16 protein-coding genes and 1 tRNA gene are annotated in these 16,494 nt (G+C 70.9%); 6 read left to right on the forward strand and 11 right to left on the reverse strand.

Annotated elements, in window-relative coordinates; all coding sequences use genetic code 11:
• Positions 1–105: 105 nt before the first annotated feature.
• The 6 genes from Q9R13_RS14740 to Q9R13_RS14765 are packed head-to-tail and all read right to left on the reverse strand — an operon-like array spanning position 106 to position 6,212.
• Positions 106–1,575, reverse strand: a complete 1,470-nt coding sequence (locus Q9R13_RS14740; protein WP_310961926.1) for a PQQ-binding-like beta-propeller repeat protein — start codon at positions 1,573–1,575, stop codon at positions 106–108.
• Positions 1,576–1,606: 31 nt separating this feature from the next.
• Positions 1,607–2,407, reverse strand: a complete 801-nt coding sequence (locus tag Q9R13_RS14745; protein WP_310961927.1) for an SDR family oxidoreductase — start codon at positions 2,405–2,407, stop codon at positions 1,607–1,609.
• Between the two features lie 25 nt (positions 2,408–2,432).
• Complete coding sequence (locus tag Q9R13_RS14750) at positions 2,433–3,923, reverse strand: carboxyl transferase domain-containing protein (RefSeq protein ID WP_310961928.1); 1,491 nt, start codon at positions 3,921–3,923, stop codon at positions 2,433–2,435.
• A complete protein-coding gene (locus Q9R13_RS14755; RefSeq protein WP_310961929.1) occupies positions 3,920–4,465 on the reverse strand; it encodes a GNAT family N-acetyltransferase in 546 nt (181 codons plus the stop codon). The genes Q9R13_RS14750 and Q9R13_RS14755 overlap by 4 nt, the downstream gene beginning before the upstream one ends.
• The gene (locus Q9R13_RS14760) at positions 4,462–5,388 is read right to left on the reverse strand and encodes an oxidoreductase (RefSeq protein ID WP_310961930.1); all 927 of its coding nucleotides are present in this window, start codon (positions 5,386–5,388) and stop codon (positions 4,462–4,464) included. The genes Q9R13_RS14755 and Q9R13_RS14760 overlap by 4 nt, the downstream gene beginning before the upstream one ends.
• Entirely contained in the window at positions 5,385–6,212 is an 828-nt protein-coding gene (locus Q9R13_RS14765; RefSeq protein WP_310961931.1) for a maleylpyruvate isomerase family mycothiol-dependent enzyme, read from the reverse strand. The genes Q9R13_RS14760 and Q9R13_RS14765 overlap by 4 nt, the downstream gene beginning before the upstream one ends.
• A 36-nt stretch (positions 6,213–6,248) precedes the next feature.
• On the opposite strand from Q9R13_RS14765, the gene Q9R13_RS14770 reads away from it, so the two are divergent.
• Positions 6,249–7,976: a thioredoxin-like domain-containing protein gene (locus Q9R13_RS14770; protein ID WP_310961932.1), complete on the forward strand. Its 1,728-nt coding sequence runs from the start codon at positions 6,249–6,251 to the stop codon at positions 7,974–7,976.
• 48 nt (positions 7,977–8,024) lie between these two features.
• A complete protein-coding gene (locus Q9R13_RS14775; protein WP_310961933.1) occupies positions 8,025–8,855 on the forward strand; it encodes an SGNH/GDSL hydrolase family protein in 831 nt (276 codons plus the stop codon).
• A gap of 7 nt (positions 8,856–8,862) precedes the next feature.
• On the opposite strand, the gene Q9R13_RS14780 is transcribed toward Q9R13_RS14775, so the two are convergent.
• Both Q9R13_RS14780 and Q9R13_RS14785 read right to left on the reverse strand, forming a co-directional pair.
• Complete coding sequence (locus Q9R13_RS14780; protein ID WP_310961934.1) at positions 8,863–9,096, reverse strand: DUF6458 family protein; 234 nt, start codon at positions 9,094–9,096, stop codon at positions 8,863–8,865.
• 129 nt (positions 9,097–9,225) lie between these two features.
• A complete protein-coding gene (locus Q9R13_RS14785; RefSeq protein WP_310961935.1) occupies positions 9,226–11,112 on the reverse strand; it encodes an acyl-CoA dehydrogenase in 1,887 nt (628 codons plus the stop codon).
• 134 nt (positions 11,113–11,246) lie between these two features.
• On the opposite strand from Q9R13_RS14785, the gene Q9R13_RS14790 reads away from it, so the two are divergent.
• On the forward strand, positions 11,247–11,705 hold the full coding sequence (locus tag Q9R13_RS14790; RefSeq protein WP_310961936.1) for an RrF2 family transcriptional regulator: 459 nt from the start codon (positions 11,247–11,249) through the stop codon (positions 11,703–11,705).
• Between the two features lie 49 nt (positions 11,706–11,754).
• Entirely contained in the window at positions 11,755–12,207 is a 453-nt protein-coding gene (locus tag Q9R13_RS14795) for a nuclear transport factor 2 family protein (protein WP_310961937.1), read from the forward strand.
• Between the two features lies 1 nt (position 12,208).
• On the opposite strand, the gene Q9R13_RS14800 is transcribed toward Q9R13_RS14795, so the two are convergent.
• Both Q9R13_RS14800 and Q9R13_RS14805 read right to left on the reverse strand, forming a co-directional pair.
• Complete coding sequence (locus Q9R13_RS14800) at positions 12,209–12,841, reverse strand: DUF2461 domain-containing protein (RefSeq protein WP_310961938.1); 633 nt, start codon at positions 12,839–12,841, stop codon at positions 12,209–12,211.
• Positions 12,842–12,967: 126 nt separating this feature from the next.
• Positions 12,968–13,043: transfer RNA gene (locus Q9R13_RS14805), tRNA-Gly, on the reverse strand.
• Positions 13,044–13,196: 153 nt separating this feature from the next.
• On the opposite strand from Q9R13_RS14805, the gene Q9R13_RS14810 reads away from it, so the two are divergent.
• Positions 13,197–14,180: an FKBP-type peptidyl-prolyl cis-trans isomerase gene (locus Q9R13_RS14810; protein ID WP_310961939.1), complete on the forward strand. Its 984-nt coding sequence runs from the start codon at positions 13,197–13,199 to the stop codon at positions 14,178–14,180.
• A 125-nt stretch (positions 14,181–14,305) separates the two neighbouring features.
• The gene (locus Q9R13_RS14815; RefSeq protein WP_310961940.1) at positions 14,306–15,679 is read left to right on the forward strand and encodes a phospholipase D-like domain-containing protein; all 1,374 of its coding nucleotides are present in this window, start codon (positions 14,306–14,308) and stop codon (positions 15,677–15,679) included.
• Positions 15,680–15,686: 7 nt separating this feature from the next.
• On the opposite strand, the gene Q9R13_RS14820 is transcribed toward Q9R13_RS14815, so the two are convergent.
• Positions 15,687–16,475 carry an SGNH/GDSL hydrolase family protein gene (locus Q9R13_RS14820; protein WP_310961941.1) on the reverse strand — a complete coding sequence of 263 codons (789 nt, stop codon included), beginning with the start codon at positions 16,473–16,475 and terminating at the stop codon, positions 15,687–15,689.
• Positions 16,476–16,494: the final 19 nt, after the last annotated feature.

Genomic DNA, 16,494 nt, shown 5'->3' on the forward strand with positions numbered 1-16,494 from the left:
GTCACCTTCACCCAGGAGAGTCGGTGTGTGAACGTGACGCTTCCTGGGTTCAGTCCGGACCGATGGGTTCCTAACCTGGGAAAGTCCGCCTTGGCACACCAAGCGTCAGCCGTCGGCCAGCCGGACCAGCCCGGCGAGGGTGGCGATGTACGCCGCCCCGTCGGGCCCCAGGTAGACCGAGGCGTAGTGGTTGTTCCACTGGATGCCGTTGCCGGTGCGCTGCTGCCACACGGTCCGTCCGGTGCGCACGTCGAGGGCGGTGAAGTACCAGCTGTCGTCGAGAGGGTTCGAGGCCGGCTTGGCATAGACGTAGACGAGCCCGGCACCCAGGGAGATCTTCGGCACTGATGTCGGGGCGGTCACCTTCGAGGTCCAGGCCACCCGGCAGTGCCCCCGGCGTACGACGACCCGCGCGACACCCGGCGTGGTGCTCTTCCCGAGCATCGTGGCCTGCACGCCGGTGTAGCCGTAGTTGTTCTCCACGACGACCCCGTGGCCTGCCTCGGCCAGCGTGTTCTCGGTGTCTGAGGCGCCCTTGCCGAAGACCGCGGCCTGGCAGACGAGCCGATGCCGCCGGTGGCCGTCGCGGCGGTAGAACTGCACGTGCATCCGCGGGTCGGCGTTGTCGGTGATCGCCACCAGGTGCTTGCCGATCAGCGTCGGGGTGGTGCCCGAGCCCTGGGAGAGCTGACCGGGCTTCTGGGTGGAGCCGCGGTCGTAGCGCTGTGACCAGCGGACGTACGGCGCCCCGCGCCGGTCGGCGGCCACCGAATAGAGCCGGTGGTCGGTGACCACGTAGATCGCGCCGGTCTCGTCGCCGGAGATCGAGTTGTAGATCCCCTGGCCGCGGAACCGGATCGTGCGCACCCGATGGGTCTGCGGATCCACGGCCCCGACGCGACCCTGCTGACTGGCGAAGAAGATCCGTCCCTTCCAGTCCGGCATCGTCGCGATCGCGCAGTCCTTGCCGGGGAGGGCGGAGGCGATGTCGTAGGTGGCGGTGTGCTTCAGCCCGGTCGCGGTCACCTTGATCCGCCAGATCTGCTTCTTCGTGGTGAGAACGTAGGCGCGGTCATGGTTGTCGAGGTAGAAGTAGGTACCGCCGCACAGGTCGGTGAACGGGTTCGACACCGAGGTCAGGTCACGGTTGGACGTGCGCAGGCTGGCGATCTGGCTGAGCGTGGTCGGGTCGATCAGCCGCATCGTGAAGCCGTCGAGACCGCCGCACAGCCCGACGATCCGGCCGCGCGAGTCGAAGGCGATGGTCGCGCACTCCGAGACGCCGTACGACGCGCTGCGGACCTGCAGGCTCCTGCCCAACGGGCCGGTGACGGCGTAGGCATTGGTCCCATAGGCGTCGTTGTGCATCGAGTTGGTGCCATTGGGCGCGAGGTGCGGGTTCTGCGGATTGCGCAGCACCCGCATCGGGCGTGCGCGTGCCGCGTGCCCGGTGAACGCCTGGCTAAGCACGTCGGTCGGCAGCGGCGGGATCGGCACGGCTGCTGCCTCGGGTGCCGCGGCCAGGGCCGGTACGGCGGCGGCCGCCGCGACGAGGCAAACCAGAACACGTTTCACATCTGGGTGCAACGAGACCGCGGCGCCACGGTCACGTGCCCTGCGGGCTCATCGGGTGCAGCAGCGCGTCGGTGCCGCCATCGACGAAGACCACCGAGCCGACCATCAACGCCGAGGCGGGGGAGAGCAGGAAGGCGATCAGCTCGGCGACCTCCTCGGGGCGGCCGGGGCGACCGAGCGCCGAGGGGTAGGCATCGGCGAAGGCTCCCAACTGCGGATCCTCGCGCAGCCGCGCGGTCATCGGGGTCGCGATCAGCCCAGGGGCGATCGCGTTGAGCCGGATCCCGGCCCTCGCCCACTCCTCCTTGACCCCCTCGCGGCGCACCCAGTAGGCCAGCGCCGCCTTCGAGGCCGGATAGGCGTGCACGGCCTCGGCCTGCGCCGCGAGCGCCCGGGCCCTCGGCTCGTCGCGCTCGAGGCATGCGGCGGCCAGGTCGGCGGACCAGCCGGGCTGGGCGGTGACGGAGTTGCTGCTGAGCGCGACCACGGCGGCGCCCCCATCGGCCGAGCCGGCCCGGGCCAGCAGCGGCCGCAGGCCCTCGACGAGTTCGACGGCGCCGAAGAAGTTCACCGACACCAGCAGCGCCGGGTCCACGCCGGTGAGCCCGGCGATGCCCGCGCACGGCACGACGCCGTGCACCCCGTCAGCAGCCAGCCCGGCCACCGCATCGATCACCCGTCGCCTGCCCTCGGGCGTGGACAGGTCGGCGGTGACGTCGGTGTCGCGCAGGTCGACGCCGATCACCCGGTGGCCCTGCGACTCGAGCAGCGTGCGGGTGGCAGCGCCGATGCCGGACGCGGCACCGGTGACGACGTAGGTACGGGCGCTCATCCGAGAAGCACAACTGAAACGTGTTCTATTGTCCAGCGAACCGCGCCGCTCGGCGGGAGGCCAGTACTCGCGGATCCTGCGCGATCAAGCCGGTCAGCTCCTGCTCCAGGACCGCGCCCACTCGGCGACAGAACTCCTCGGGCTCGTCGGCGGCGTCGGGTCGCTCCGGAACGATCCGGTCCACCAGCCCGCGGTCACACAGATCGGTCGCCCGCACCTGCTGGGCCCGCGCCATCTCGGGGGCGTGCTCGACGTCGCGGTGCACGATCGCGCTGGCTCCCTCCGGAGGCAACGGCGAGAGCCACGCGTGCTGGGCGGCCACCACCCGATCGGCGGGCAGGAACGCCAGTGCGCCGCCGCCGTTGCCCTCGCCGAGCATCAGGCACAGCGTCGGCGCCTCGAGGCTGACCAGGTCGGCCAGGCAGCGGGCGATCTCCCCGGCCATGCCCCCCTCCTCGGCCTCGGCCGACAGCGCCGCGCCAGGGGTGTCGATGACGGTCACCAGGGGGAGCCCGAGCTCGTGCGCGAGCCGCATCCCGCGCCGGGCCTCGCGCAGGGCGCCGGGACCCATCGGCTGGTTGGTCTGGCCGCGTCGGTCCTGGCCGAGGAAGACGCAGGGCGCGTCACCGAAACGGGCCAGGGCGATCAGCAGACCCGGATCCGCCTCTCCCTCACCGGTGCCGTTCAACGGGATCACGTCCTCGGCGGCGTAGCGCAGCAGCCGGCGTACGCCGGGCCGGTCCGGCCGCCGGGAGATCGTGATCGCCTGCCACGCATCGACGTCCGGGGTGTCGAGCTCGGAGGTGGGCGACGGCGCGCCGACCTGTGCGGGCCGCAACTGCAGGATCGTGAGCGCCCGGTCGAGGATGCCGGCGATCTCCTCGGGGGGAAGGACCGCGTCGATGATGCCGTGTGCATAGAGGTTCTCGGAGGTCTGCACGCCCTCGGGGAACGCCTCGCCGTACAGCGCCTGGTAGACGCGCGGGCCGAGGAAGCCGACCAGCGCGCCCGGCTCGGCCACGGTGATGTGCCCGAGCGACCCCCACGACGCCATCACCCCGCCGGTGGTCGGGTGTCGCAGGTAGACCAGGTAGGGCAGTCCGGCCGCCTTGTGTGCCGCGATCGCAGCCGAGATCCGGATCATCTGCACGAACGCCGGGGTGCCCTCCTGCATCCGGGTGCCGCCGGACACCGGCGCCGCGACCAGCGGGATGCCCTCACGGGTGGCGCGCTCGATGCCGGCAACCAGCCGGTCCGCAGCCGCGCGTCCGATCGAGCCGGCCAAGAATCCGAACTCGCACGCCAGCACGGCGATCCGGCGCCCGCGCATCGTGCCCTCACCGGTCAGCACCGACTCGTCGACCCCCGACCGCTCGGCGGCGGCCTCCAGCTCCGCGGCGTACGACGGCGACACCCCGGTGCGGTCGGGTGGCACGTCCCAGGAGACCCATGAGCCCTCGTCGAGGACCAGGTCGATCAGCTGGTGCGCGCTGAGGCGCCGCGGGGAGTCGCTCACCCGCTGGATCGTAGGCCAGTGGGTACGCCGCCGCCGGTAGGTAGCCCGAACGGGCCCTTCCGGTGCTGGGGCAGCTCGCGCACGAGCAGCGCGACCAGGTGACCCTGGGACTCCTGCCGGCCGACCTCGACGTACCCGCGGCCACCGTGGAACGCGAGCGACGGCTCGTTGGGCGGGTCGAGGTTGACCTCCAGGGCCATCCGGCCGTGCTCGCGGGCCCGCTCCTCCACCTCGTCGTAGACACGCGTGCCGAGACCGAGGCGGCGGAACGGCTCGGCAAGCACGATCCGGTCGAGGTAGTAGAAGTCGTCGTACCGCTCGGCGAACCAGCGGTAGTTGACCGAGTCGTACGGCGAGCCGGGGGCGAGCGTGACCACGAACCCGGCGAACCGGCCGTCGTGCTCGACGACGTGAGCGAGGTCGGCCTGGCCGGCCAGCGCGACCAGGCCCGGCACGTCGAGCGGGGCGAGGAGCTCGACGTGGGCCTGGTTGAGGGCCAGCACGGCCGCATGGTCGGCGGCGGTGATCGGACGCAGCCTCACGGGTAGCGGACCCCGGTGGCGTTCTCGCTGATCTCCCACAGCCGTCGCTGGACGTCGGGGTCGTGGGCCAGCCGACGGGACCGCACGATCCGTGGCCAGCCACGCATCTCGGCGAAGCCGCTCGGGCCGACGTAGGTGGACCCGGGCAGGTCGGCGGTTGCGGCCATCAGCGTCGGCATCGCACCCATCCGGGGCGACTGCCCGGCCAGGTGGAACGCGCCGATCAGCACCCGCCCCGCGTGGTTCAGCTCGCCACCACCGGAGGTGCGGCCGGTCGCCATCAGCCCGGTCGAGGCGTAGCCGGGGTGCGCGGCCAGCGCCGAGACCGGGAGCCCGGCGTCACGGAGTCTCCGGTCGAGCTCGTAGGTGAACAGCAGGTCGGCGAGCTTGGACTGCGCGTAGGCACGCCAGCGCGAGTAGTGGCCACGCTCGACCCGCGGGTCGCCCAGTGGTGCGGAGAGCGTCAGCCGGTGTGCCTGGGACGAGGTGTTGACCACCCGGCCGCCGCCGGAGGCGACCAGCGTCGGCATCAGCAGCCCGGTCAGCGCGAACGGGCCGAAGTGGTTGGTGGCCATCTGCAGCTCGAAGCCGTCGGGGGTGCGATGGTACGGCGTCGCCATCACGCCGGCGTTGTTGACCAGCAGGTGCAGCTCGCCGAGCTCGGCGGCCTCGGCGGCCGCCCGCCGGACCGCGCCCAGGTCGGCGAGGTCGATCACGAGCCGTCGGAGCCGCGCCTGCGGCAGCTGGGCGCGCAGGTCCGCCTCGACCGTGTCCAGCTTGGCCTCCGACCGCGCGGCGAGGACCACCTCGGCGCCCGCCCGGGCGAGCTCGAGTGCGATCGTCTCGCCGAGCCCGCTGGTCACGCCGGTCACCAGCGCCCGACGATCGGTGAGGTCGGGCATGTCCGCCAAGGACCAGGTCATGGCGTGACCGCCATCGAGGTGAGCAGCCGTCGGCCGAGCTCCTCGTCGCCGTCGTACGCCGCCTCGACGGCGTCCACGCCGCGGCGTCCGCCGGCGAGGACGACGAACGCCTCCGGGGTGAGCGAGACGCGGACCGTCGGCTGCTCGGGAACCGCTCGGATGGCGCGGCCGTCGTCGCCCATCCGGGCACCGAACCGACAGCTCGCCTCGGGCACCTCGATCAGCACGCTGGTGCCCGCCGGCGGGGCGACCCGCTTGCCCAGCACCATCGGCAGCGAGGCGCCGAGCCGCCGCAGTGTGTGTGCCGCCGCGGGCGAGTCGTAGCCCCCCGGTCGGCCGATCGCGCGGCGGATGTCCTGCTCATGCATCCATACGTCGAGGGGGCGGTTCGCGAGCAGGGTCTCGTTGTCCCACGGAGCGCCACCCGGTGTCCGGGGCGGGGCGCTGGAGCCGTCGACAGGCGGGTCGGCCCGGAGCGCGGCGTACCTGGTCGCGACGGCGCTCTCGATCTCGTCGGCGAGCTCGGCGACCGTGCGGTCCCGCCGGGCCAGCACGCCCTGCTCGGTGTAGCGGTGCATCGGGCCGCGCACATGCGCCAGGCCGTCGGGCACGTCGAGGGTCTCCTCCGGCGCACCGGCCAGCACCGCCTCGAGGTGCGCGGTGTGCGCGACGTTGTCGTGCACGCTCCAGCCGGGCAGGTCGGTGGGCAGTGTGACCTCGTCCTCGGTGAGCGTGCGAGCCAGGGTCACGAAGTCGGTGCAGGCGCGGTGCCAGGTCTCGACGTACGCCGCGAGTCGCTGCTGGCCGGTCATCCGGTCACTCATGTCCGCACCCTATGGCCGCCGCGGGACAATGGGAGCGTGACCTCCCCCACCGTCGTGCCCACCCTTCCCCGAACCCGCGCGCCCGAGCTGATCGGCCGCGGCTGGCTGAACACCGACGGCCCGCTGCACCTCGGTGATCTGCGCGGCCGGTGGCTGCTGCTGGACTTCTGGACGTTCTGCTGCATCAACTGCCTGCACGTGCTCGACGAGCTGCGACCGGTCGAGGAGGCGCACCGTGACGCGCTGGTGGTGGTCGGGGTGCACAGCCCGAAGTTCGCGCACGAGGCCGACCCGGTCGCGCTGCGGCAAGCCGTGGAGCGGTACGGCGTGGCTCACCCGGTCCTCGACGACCCCGAGCTGCGGACCTGGCAGGCCTATGCCGCGCGGGCCTGGCCGACGCTGGTGCTCGTCGACCCCGAGGGGTACGTCGTCGCCCACTACGCCGGTGAGGGCCACGCCCACGCGATCGACGCGATGATCACCGCGCTGTCGCCGGCGTACGCCGAGCGGGGCACCCTGCAGCCCGGTGACTCCCCTTACGTGGCGCCCGTGACCGAGCCGAGTGACCTGCGGTTCCCGGCCAAGGCCGTCCGGCTGACCGACGGCTCGCTGCTGGTGGCCGACGCGGGGCACGACCAGCTCGTCCACCTGGAGAAGGACCTCACCGCGGTCCGCCGGGTGATCGGCGGGTTCCGCGAGCCCAACGGCCTGTGCCTGCTGCCCACCGACGTCGCCGATGCGCTCGGCTCCGACGTGGTCGTCGCGGACACGGTCGGGCACCGCCTGGTCGGCGTACGTCTCCGCGACGGTCGGGTCAGGGAACTCGCCGCGGGTCTGAACAGCCCATGGGACGTCGCCTGGTGGCAGGACCGGCTCTGGGTCGCGATGGCCGGCGACCACACGCTATGGACCTTCGACCCGGTCACCGCCCGGATGGCGCATGCCGGCGGCACCGCCAACGAGGGTCTGCTCGACGGGCCGCTGGCAGCGGCCTGGTTCGCTCAGCCGAGCGGTCTGGCACCGGACGGCGACCGGCTCTGGCTGGTCGACGCCGAGACCTCGGCACTGCGCTACGTCCAGGACGAGACGGTGCACACGGTAGTCGGCGAGGGGCTCTTCGACTTCGGCTTCCACGACGGGGACCGGGGGCAGGCGCGGATGCAGCATCCGCTCGGCGTCGCCGTCTACGACGGGGCGGTGCTGGTCGCGGACACCTACAACGGCGCCGTACGACGCTTCGACCCCGCCACCGGTGAGCTGCAGACCGTGGCCAGCGGACTGGCCGAGCCGAGCGGCCTCGTCGTGGTGGACGACGCCGTCGTGGTGGTGGAGTCGGCCGCGCACCGGCTGGCGCCGCTCGCCCTGGCCTCGCACCGCGTCGAGGGCCCGGTCTCGCGGACCCACCGGCCGCCGACCGAGGTCGCGCCCGGCGAGCTTCGTCTGCAGGTGACCTTCGCGCCTCCGCCGGGGCAGAAGGTCGACGACCGATTCGGACCGGCCACCCAGCTGCACGTCAGCGCGACCCCACCGGCGTTGCTCCGCGCGGGCGACGGGGTCGGCACCGATCTGACCCGGACGCTCGTCCTGGACGAGACCGTCGGCGAGGGCCTGCTGCACATCGCCGCTCGGGCGGCCTCCTGCGACGCGGACGAAGGCGAGGGCCCGGCCTGCCGGATGCACCAGCAGGACTGGGGCATCCCGGTCCGGCTCGCCACCGGCGGACCGGCCGAGCTGGTGCTGCCGCTCGGGGGAGCCGCCCGCTGAGCGATCGAAACCCGTTTGCGCAGGCCGTGATCCGGATACGTTGACAACGTGAACTACTTCCGTTTTGTCGCCCTCGGCGACAGCCAGACGGAGGGTCTGAACGATCTGGCCCCCGACGGGTCGCCGCGGGGTTGGGCGGACCGGTTCGCCGAGCGGCTGGCGGCGACCAGCAGCCCGCAGCTGCAGTACGCCAATCTCGCGGTACGCCGGTGCCGGGCCGCGCACGTGCGCCACGTCCAGCTGCCCGCAGCGCTGAGCCTCCAGCCCGATCTCGCCGCCGTGGCGGTCGGGATGAACGACGTGCTGCGCCACGACTTCGACCTCGAGTCCGCCGCCCGCGACATCGAGGAGACCGTCGCGGCCCTGCGCGACACCGGCTGCGACGTGCTGACCATGACGTTCCCCGACATCGGCCGGATGATCCCGTCCATGCGCTGGCTACGCGCACGTGAGGTCGCGCTCAACGAGCGAATCACCCGCATCGCCCGGCGGTACGACGTAGCCCTGCTGGATCTGTTCCCGTTGGCGATGTGTGGGGACCGGCGACTGTGGAGCCACGACCGGATCCACGGGAGCAGTGAGGGGCACTGGCGGATCGCGGCCGGGATCGCCGAGCTCGCCGGCCTGCCCGGTGCCGACGCGGGCTGGCGCCGGCTCGAGCCCTCGTCCCGCAGGACGGGACGCGCGGGGGCCCTCGCGCGCGATGGTCACTGGGCGCTGACGTTCATGGCGCCCTGGTTGGGTCGCCAGCTGGGCCGGCGGCTGCTCGGACGCGCACCGGGCGCGGCGCCGGTCGCCAAGCGTCCCGCGCTGACCCCTGTCCTGGCGGTGCGACCAACCGGCCGAGCCGCTGCATCGGCTGCCGGCGCAGCGACCTGAGGGCTGCTCAGACGCGCGGCGGCGGGGGCTGGTCGGTGCGGCGCTCCTCCACGTGGGTGGTCCGTGAGCGCTGGGCGTTCATCACCAGGGCAAGGATGATCGCCAGGGCGCCGACGATGATCAGGATCCACCCCAACGTGTTGCCGTCGATGTGGTCCTGCCAGCTGCTCGGCAGGCTGACGGCGTCCGTGGCCAAGATCAGGCCGATGACGAGCAGCACGATTCCCAGGCCGATACCCATGGGTCCTCCTTCGGTCGGTGTGGCTTGCTCTGCCGCTCTTCTACCCAGTCGGGTCGGACATATGCGTCGAAACGCAGCGGCGGGGCCGCCCGTCTCCGGTGCGGCCCCGCTCTGATCGTCCTGCGAGGTTTAGAAGGACGCTTCGTCGAGCTCCATCAGCGAGAGGTCGGTGCCCTCGGCGATGGCCAGCTCGGCGGCGAGCTTGGGCAGCGTGTTGCGCGCGAAGAACTGCGCGGCCGCGATCTTGCCCTCGTAGAACAGCTTGTCGGCCTCGGACACCTCGCCACCCAGCTTCGTCAGCGCGACCTCGGCACCGCGCAGCAACAGCCACGCGCAGACGATGTCGCCGAGCGTCATCAGCAGCCGGCTGGTGTTCAGCCCGACCTTGTAGATGTTCCGGATATCTGCGTCGCCCTCGCCGGTGTTGCTGCTCTCGTCGGCGCTCATCAGGGTGTTGACCATGAACCCGACCAGGGCCTGGCCGTCCTCGAGGGCCTTGGCCAGCAGCTCGCGCTCGACCTTCAGCCGACCGTTGCCCGCCTCGGACTTCACGAAACCGTCGATCTCGCCGGCGAGGAAGCCGAGCGCCTGCGCCTGGTCCTTCACGATCTTGCGGAAGAACAGGTCCTGGCCCTGGATCGCGGTGGTGCCCTCGTAGAGGGTGTCGATCTTGGCGTCTCGGACGTACTGCTCGATCGGGTACTCCTGGAGGAAGCCCGACCCGCCGAGGGTCTGCAGCGACTCGGTGCCCAGCAGCACCCAGGAGCGCTCCGAGCCGTAGCCCTTGACGATCGGGAGCAGCAGGTCGTTGACCCGCTCGGCCATCTCGTCACGCTCGCCGTTGTGCTCCGCGATCTGCACCTTATCCTGCCAGGACGCGGTGTAGAGCACCAGCGCACGCATCGCCTCGGCGTAGGCCTTCTGCGTCATCAGCGAGCGCCGTACGTCGGGGTGGTGGGTGATCGTGACCCTCGGGGCGGTCTTCGCCGAGTTGGTCAGGTCCGCGCCCTGCACCCGCTCCTTGGCGTACTCCAGCGCGTTGAGGTAGCCAGTCGACAGCGTCGCGATGGCCTTGCTGCCGACCATCATCCGGGCGTTCTCGATGACCTGGAACATCTGGGCGATGCCGTCGTGCACCTCGCCGAGGAGCCACCCCACGGCCGGCTCGCCACCGCCGACACCGGCGTCACCGAAGGTGACCTCGCAGGTGTTGGAGACCTTGATGCCCATCTTGTGCTCGACGTTGGTGACGTAGGCGCCGTTGCGCGCACCGGTGAGCTCACCGGTCTCCAGGTCGAAGTGGTGCTCGGGCACGATGAACAGGCTCAGACCCTTGGTCCCCGGCCCGCCGACGCCCTCGACACCGGCCGGTCGGGCCAGCACCAGGTGGATGACGTTCTCGGTGAGGTCGCTGGTGGCGGAGGTGATGAACCGCTTGACTCCCTCGACGTTCCAGGTGCCGTCCGCGTTCGGGGTGGCCTTGGTGCGACCGGCGCCGACGTCGGAGCCCGCGTCCGGCTCGGTCAGCACCATCGTCGTGTTCCAGCCGCGGTCCACGATGTGCTGGGCGATCTTCTTGTCCCGGTCGTTGCCGTTTCGGTGGACCACGCCGGCGAACATCGGGCCCGCGCCGTACATCCACAGGGCCGGGTTGGAGCCGAGCACGAGCTCGCCCATCGCCCAGTTGAAGCTGGAGGGTGCCGGCGTACCGCCGAGCTCGGCCATGGTGCCCAGGCGCCAGTACTCGGCGTCCATCCAGGCCTGGTAGCTCTTCTTGAACGACTCCGGCAGCGGAGCGCTGTGCGTCTGCGGGTCGAAGACCGGGGGGTTGCGGTCCGCGTCGGCGAAGGACTCGGCCAGCTCCTCGCGGGCCATCCGGTCGACCTCGGAGAGGATCGAGCGCGCAGTCTCGACGTCGATCTCCTCGAACGGGCCGGTGCCGAGCACCTCGCCGCGGCCGAGCACCTCGAAGAGGTTGAACTCGATGTCGCGGATGTTGCTCTTGTAGTGGCTCACTGATCCACCTTTTCCACGTCGGGCCCGGTGGTCCGGGCATCGGTGCCGGTTAGGCTACTGACCGGTAACATCCATTATGGTCCCGGTCCGCCGGCTATGCAAGGCGAAGTCGAGTGACATGACAGACTTGGTGCATGCGGGTGTCGGCGAAGAGTGACTACGCCCTCCGCGCCCTGATCGAGATCGCCCTGCGTGGTGCGGGCCGACCCGTCAGTGCCGAGGAGCTCGGCCGGATCCAGGACATCCCGCACGGCTTCCTGCAGGCGATCCTCGCCGATATGCGCCGAGCGGGCGTGGTGGTCAGCCAGCGCGGACAGTCCGGCGGCTGGAGACTGGCCCGCGACCCCGGCGAGATCACCGTGGCCGACGTGATCAGGGCCGTCGACGGGCCTCTGGTCAGCGTGTACGGGCTGCGCCCGGAGTCGGTCTCCTACAACGGCAACGCCGAGATCCTCCAACTGGTCTGGATCGCAGCGCGCAGCAGCCTTCGTGACGTCTTCGAGCACGTCACGATCGCCGCCCTCGCCGATCAGCGGTTGCCCCCCGACGTCGCCGCGCGGACCACCGACGAGGACGCCTGGCGGCCGCACTGACGGGGGCGACACGCTGGCCGGACAAACTAGAACGCGTTACAGTTCGCCCATGATCGAGTCGGAGTTCATCACCTGGGACGCGCCGGACGGCGATCATCCGGCACGCCGGATGTCGCAGCGTTCGTACGACGCGGTGTCGCGCAAGGCCAAGGACGAGTGGTTGGCGCTCTTCGCCGAGGACGCCACTCTCGAGGACCCGGTGGGCCCGTCGTTCTTCGACCCCGAGGGCAACGGTCATCACGGGAAGGACGGGATCGCGGCCTTCTGGGAGATGGCGATCGCGCCGGTGGCCGAGTTCCGCTTCACCATCCGCGACTCGTTCGCAGGAGGCAACGCGTGCGCCAACATCGGCACCTTCTCCACGCGGATGGAGGACGGCACTCTCGCCGACACCGACCTGATCGCGACGTACCGCCTGGACGACGACGGTCTGATCCGGCAGATGAACGCGCACTGGGAGGTCGACCGGACCCTGGCCACGGTGCGCAAGGCCGAGAGCTGACTCAGGCGACCTCTCGCTGCACCCACTCCACGAGCGGGCGCAGCGCACGCCAGTCCGCGCGCACCCGGTCCACCAGGGCCGCCGAGTGGATCACCTCGTCGAAGCCGTACTGCCGAGCGACGACGAGCGACCGGTGCCGCAGCAGGTCGATCCGCGGGTGCGCCGGGTCGTAGCCCCGTGGCTTGGTCTTGAGTCGGTCGCCGCCGACCTCGAAGCCCGAGCGGCGCAGGGTCTGGAGCAGCCCCTCCAACTCCTTGCCGCGCCGGTCGTCGTCGATCGCAGTCCTGATCCGGGCCAGCTCGGCCGTCTCTGCGTGGTAGAACCCTGCGCCCACGCGAAAGCCGGGCGCGGCGATCTCGGCGTACCACCCGGTGGCGGGCCCGGCGGCGACGAACGCGCCCTGGTGGGTCTTGTAGGGCGTCTTGTCCTTGGCGAACCGGACGTCCCGGTGGGGCCGGAACACCTTCGCGGCGCCGAACTCGGCGGCCAGTGCCTCGGTGAGCGCGACCATCGGCGTCCGCACTGCTTCGGCATACGTCGCCTTGTGTGCCTCCCAGAACGACCGGGTGTTGTCCATCTCCAGGTCGTCGTAGAAGTCGAAGGCGGCCACGGGGAAGCCGGCGAAGTCGGTCACGCCTCCTGAGGCTACGTCGTGTGCGCGGTCGCTCGGGCGTGGAGCGGATGACGAGATGCGAACTCGCGACATCGACGGTGGGCAGAGTGTCGCGCTCTGCTCGCGCGGCAGACCTCCAGTGTTTCTTGGAGCGGATGACGAGATTCGAACTCGCGACATCGACCTTGGGAAAGTCGCGCTCTACCAACTGAGCTACATCCGCACGAGGACGACGCGGGCCGTCCATCGAGGAGTGATGATAGCCCACGGCCGGCGCGGCGTGCAGCGGTGCGCCATCTGGCGGCCGGTGCGCCGATACTTGGGCGGGGTTGGCAGACTGGCGCAGTCTTTGACCTCACCTCGAATCGAGTTCCTCGTGAAGCTTCGCCCCTCCGTTGTCGCGTCGATCAGCGTGCTGGCCACCGCCGGCATGGTCCTCACCGGCTGCGGGTCAGGCTCGTCGACAGCATCAAAGAAGCCCACGGAGTCGAGCAGCCCCTCGTCGTCGGCGTCCTCGGCCTCGAGCAACGTGTGCCAGAAGCTGGTCGACGGTCCGACCAGCGAGTCGGTGAAGGTGTCCGGTTCGTTCGGCAAGACCCAGAAGGCGGCGTTCAAGTCGCCGCTGCAGGCCTACGACACCGAGCGCACGATCGTGAAGAAGGGCAGCGGCAAGCCCACCCACGCGGGCGAGCAGGTCAACACCCTGGTGACGGTCTACCTGGGCAACGGCAAGTCGCTGGGCACCCAGCCGCTCACCCTGACGGTCGGCAACTCGTCCGTGCCGCCGGCCTTCGCCGCTGGTGCGTCCTGCCTGCCTTTCGGGACCCGCTCGGTGACGACGGCGCGTGCCCAGGACGTCTACGGGCCGCAGGGCAACCCGCAGGCCGGCATCAAGCCCACCGACTCGATGGTCATCGTCACCGACCTGCTCTCGCAGAAGAAGCCGCTGGTGCCGGCCGCCTGGACCAACGACGTCCCGAGCGTCACCTTCGACTCCAAGGGCAAGCCCACCGTCAAGCTGCCGAAGACCAAGCCGCCGAAGCAGCTCGAGCTGAAGGTCCTCAAGCAGGGCAGCGGCACGGTGGTGAAGTCCGGTGACACGGTCAACGTCGACTACCAGGGGATCAGCTGGAACACCGGCAAGATCTTCGACCAGAGCTACGGCCGCGCGCCGGCGAGCTTCGCGACCGACCAGGTGGTCGAGGGGTTCGGCGCCGCCCTGGTCGGCCAGAAGGTCGGCACCCGGGTCATGGTCACGATCCCGCCGAAGTACGCCTACGGGCCGAAGGGCTCGGGGCAGCAGTTGGGCGGCCAGACCCTGGTCTTCGTGATCGACATCCACTCCACCAAGGCCAGCTGAGCGGGTCGAAGCTCCCCCCGGCCGACTTCGGTCGATCCGCGGACAACGCCGACAGGCAGTGTGCAGACTGATCCCGCGCGTTCTCTGCGCGTGACCCGCTGCTCACCGGTCGACAGGGGAAGCTCGTGACCCGTCCATGCTTCGGAGTGGTTGCTCAGACCCGCTCGCGCAGCCGGGCTGCGACGCGCCGGGGATCGGTACGGCGCGTGGTGGCGGCGATCTCGATGGCAGCGATCGTGGTCGTCGGGCTGCCGGCGGCGTACGCCGATGGCGGTGCGCACGGCGGTCACGATGCGGGCGCCGCGCCGTCGGGGATGGCCAGGCATGGGTGGATGCCCGTCGCCGGCCCGCTGTTCAACGACCCGAAGGGGTCGTGGGCGGCACAGGACAACCAGATGCATAACGTCATCGAGAGCATCGCGCATGCGCCGCGGCACTCGGAGATCGACATCGCCACCTGGAGCTACTTCCTCGGGCGGGCGACCGACGCGCTCATCGCGGCTGCGCGGCGCGGGGTCGTCGTTCATTTCGTGATGGCGCGGGGGAAGTCCGAGGTCGGTTCGGACTTCGGCCGGCTGCGGGCCGCCTTCCGGGCACGGAACGCCGCGCACCCCCGTGCGAAGCGCAGCGTGGCACGCACCTGTGCCGCGACCTGCCGAGGCACCCACGGCACGATGCACACCAAGATGTTCCTGTTCTCCCGGACCGGTGCGGCGAAGGACGTGGCGATGTGGGGATCCCCGAACGTCACGACCAACGCGATCCGCCACCAGTGGAACGAGCTGTTCACCGTCGTCAACCGCACGAAGGTCTACGAGTACGCGAAGTCCGTCTTCCACCAGCTCTGGCGCGACCGGCCCCATCCGCAGCCGTTCGTCGTCCACTGGTTCGGTCAGGTCGGGCTCGCGCCGCTGCCCTACCGAGGCCGGATCGACTGGGTCAGCCGGCAGCTCGACAAGGTCAGCTGTCGTGACACCGTGACCGGATCGTCGGGCGGTCGCAGCGTACGGCGTACCCGCATCCAGGCTGCGAACGCCGTGCTCAGCGGGTCGGTGGGTGCCAGCGTGGCCCAGCACCTGCGGACCCTGTGGAACCGCGGCTGCATGGTGAGCCTGATGTACACCCGGCTGGACCATGTCGTGCACGGGATCCTCGAGTCGCCCGGCGGCCGAGGCCCGGTCCCGATCCACCCGGTGCACATCGACGTCAACGGCGACGGCATCTACGACGACTACCTGCATCTGAAGGTGCTCGCCATCCACGGCGACATCGGCAACCGTCCCGACGCCACGCTGGTGATGGACGGCTCGGCGAACTGGGCGAACCTCTCGCGCAGCAATGACGAGATGCTCGGCTACTTCAAGCGTCCTTGGGTCTACTGGGCGTACTCGCGCTGGCTGGACCACATGTGGCAGCACGCCCCCTGGTCGGCGCGGCTCGCCCCCGGGGCGCGAACCCTGCCCTCCCGGGACCGGTTCGCGCACGTCGAGCTGGACTGATTCCGAGCTAGCAGGGACCGATCGGCGCCAGCGCGGGTCGCTTGGGGGCGATGCCGTCCCCGGAGGACCGGCCGGTGAGCCGACGGTGCACCCACGGCGCGGCATGGGTGCGTGCCCACGCGAGGTTCGTCGCCCGCACCTCGCGTGCCGTGCGCTGCACCGGAGCCGGCGCCTCGAGCAGGGCCAGATCGTGCGGCACCCCGAGGGCCTCGAGTACGGCGATGGCCACGACCTGGTGCCCGGCAGGGCCCAGGTGGAGTCGGTCCTCGGCCCACATCGTCTCCGGCCGGTCCGGGCGCATCCGCCAGGAGTCGAGGACGACGGCACCGTGCTTGTCCGCGATCTCCCGGACCTGCTCGTTGTAGAGGGCGAACCGCCCCCTCAGGCGCGCAAACAGTCCCTGCGATCCCGGGTCGAATGCCGTGAACAATCCAACGACGGCCCCGCTGGCGGTGAGGGTGCCGACGGCTTCGTCGTACCTCCTCGCCAGGGCGTCGATGTCGACCTTGGGCCGGAGGAGGTCGTTGGCGCCGGCGTAGACGGTGACCAGGTCGGGCTGCAGGGCGAGCGCCGGGTCGACCTGTTCGTCGAGGATCGCGCCGAGCTTGCGACCGCGGATGGCGAGGTTGGCGTAGCCGAACTCGCTGTCGGCGCGCTGCGCACGGTCCGCAAGCGCCTCGGCCACCCGGTCGGCCCAGCCGCGCAGGCCGTTGGGCCGGGACGGATCCGGGTCACCGACGCCCTCGGTGAAGGAGTCGCCGAGAGCGACGTAGCGGTGGAAGAGCAGCGCGTTCACCGAAGCATTGTGGCCGACG

The organism is Nocardioides marmorisolisilvae, from assembly GCF_031656915.1.
GTDB classification, from domain to species: domain Bacteria; phylum Actinomycetota; class Actinomycetes; order Propionibacteriales; family Nocardioidaceae; genus Marmoricola; species Marmoricola terrisoli.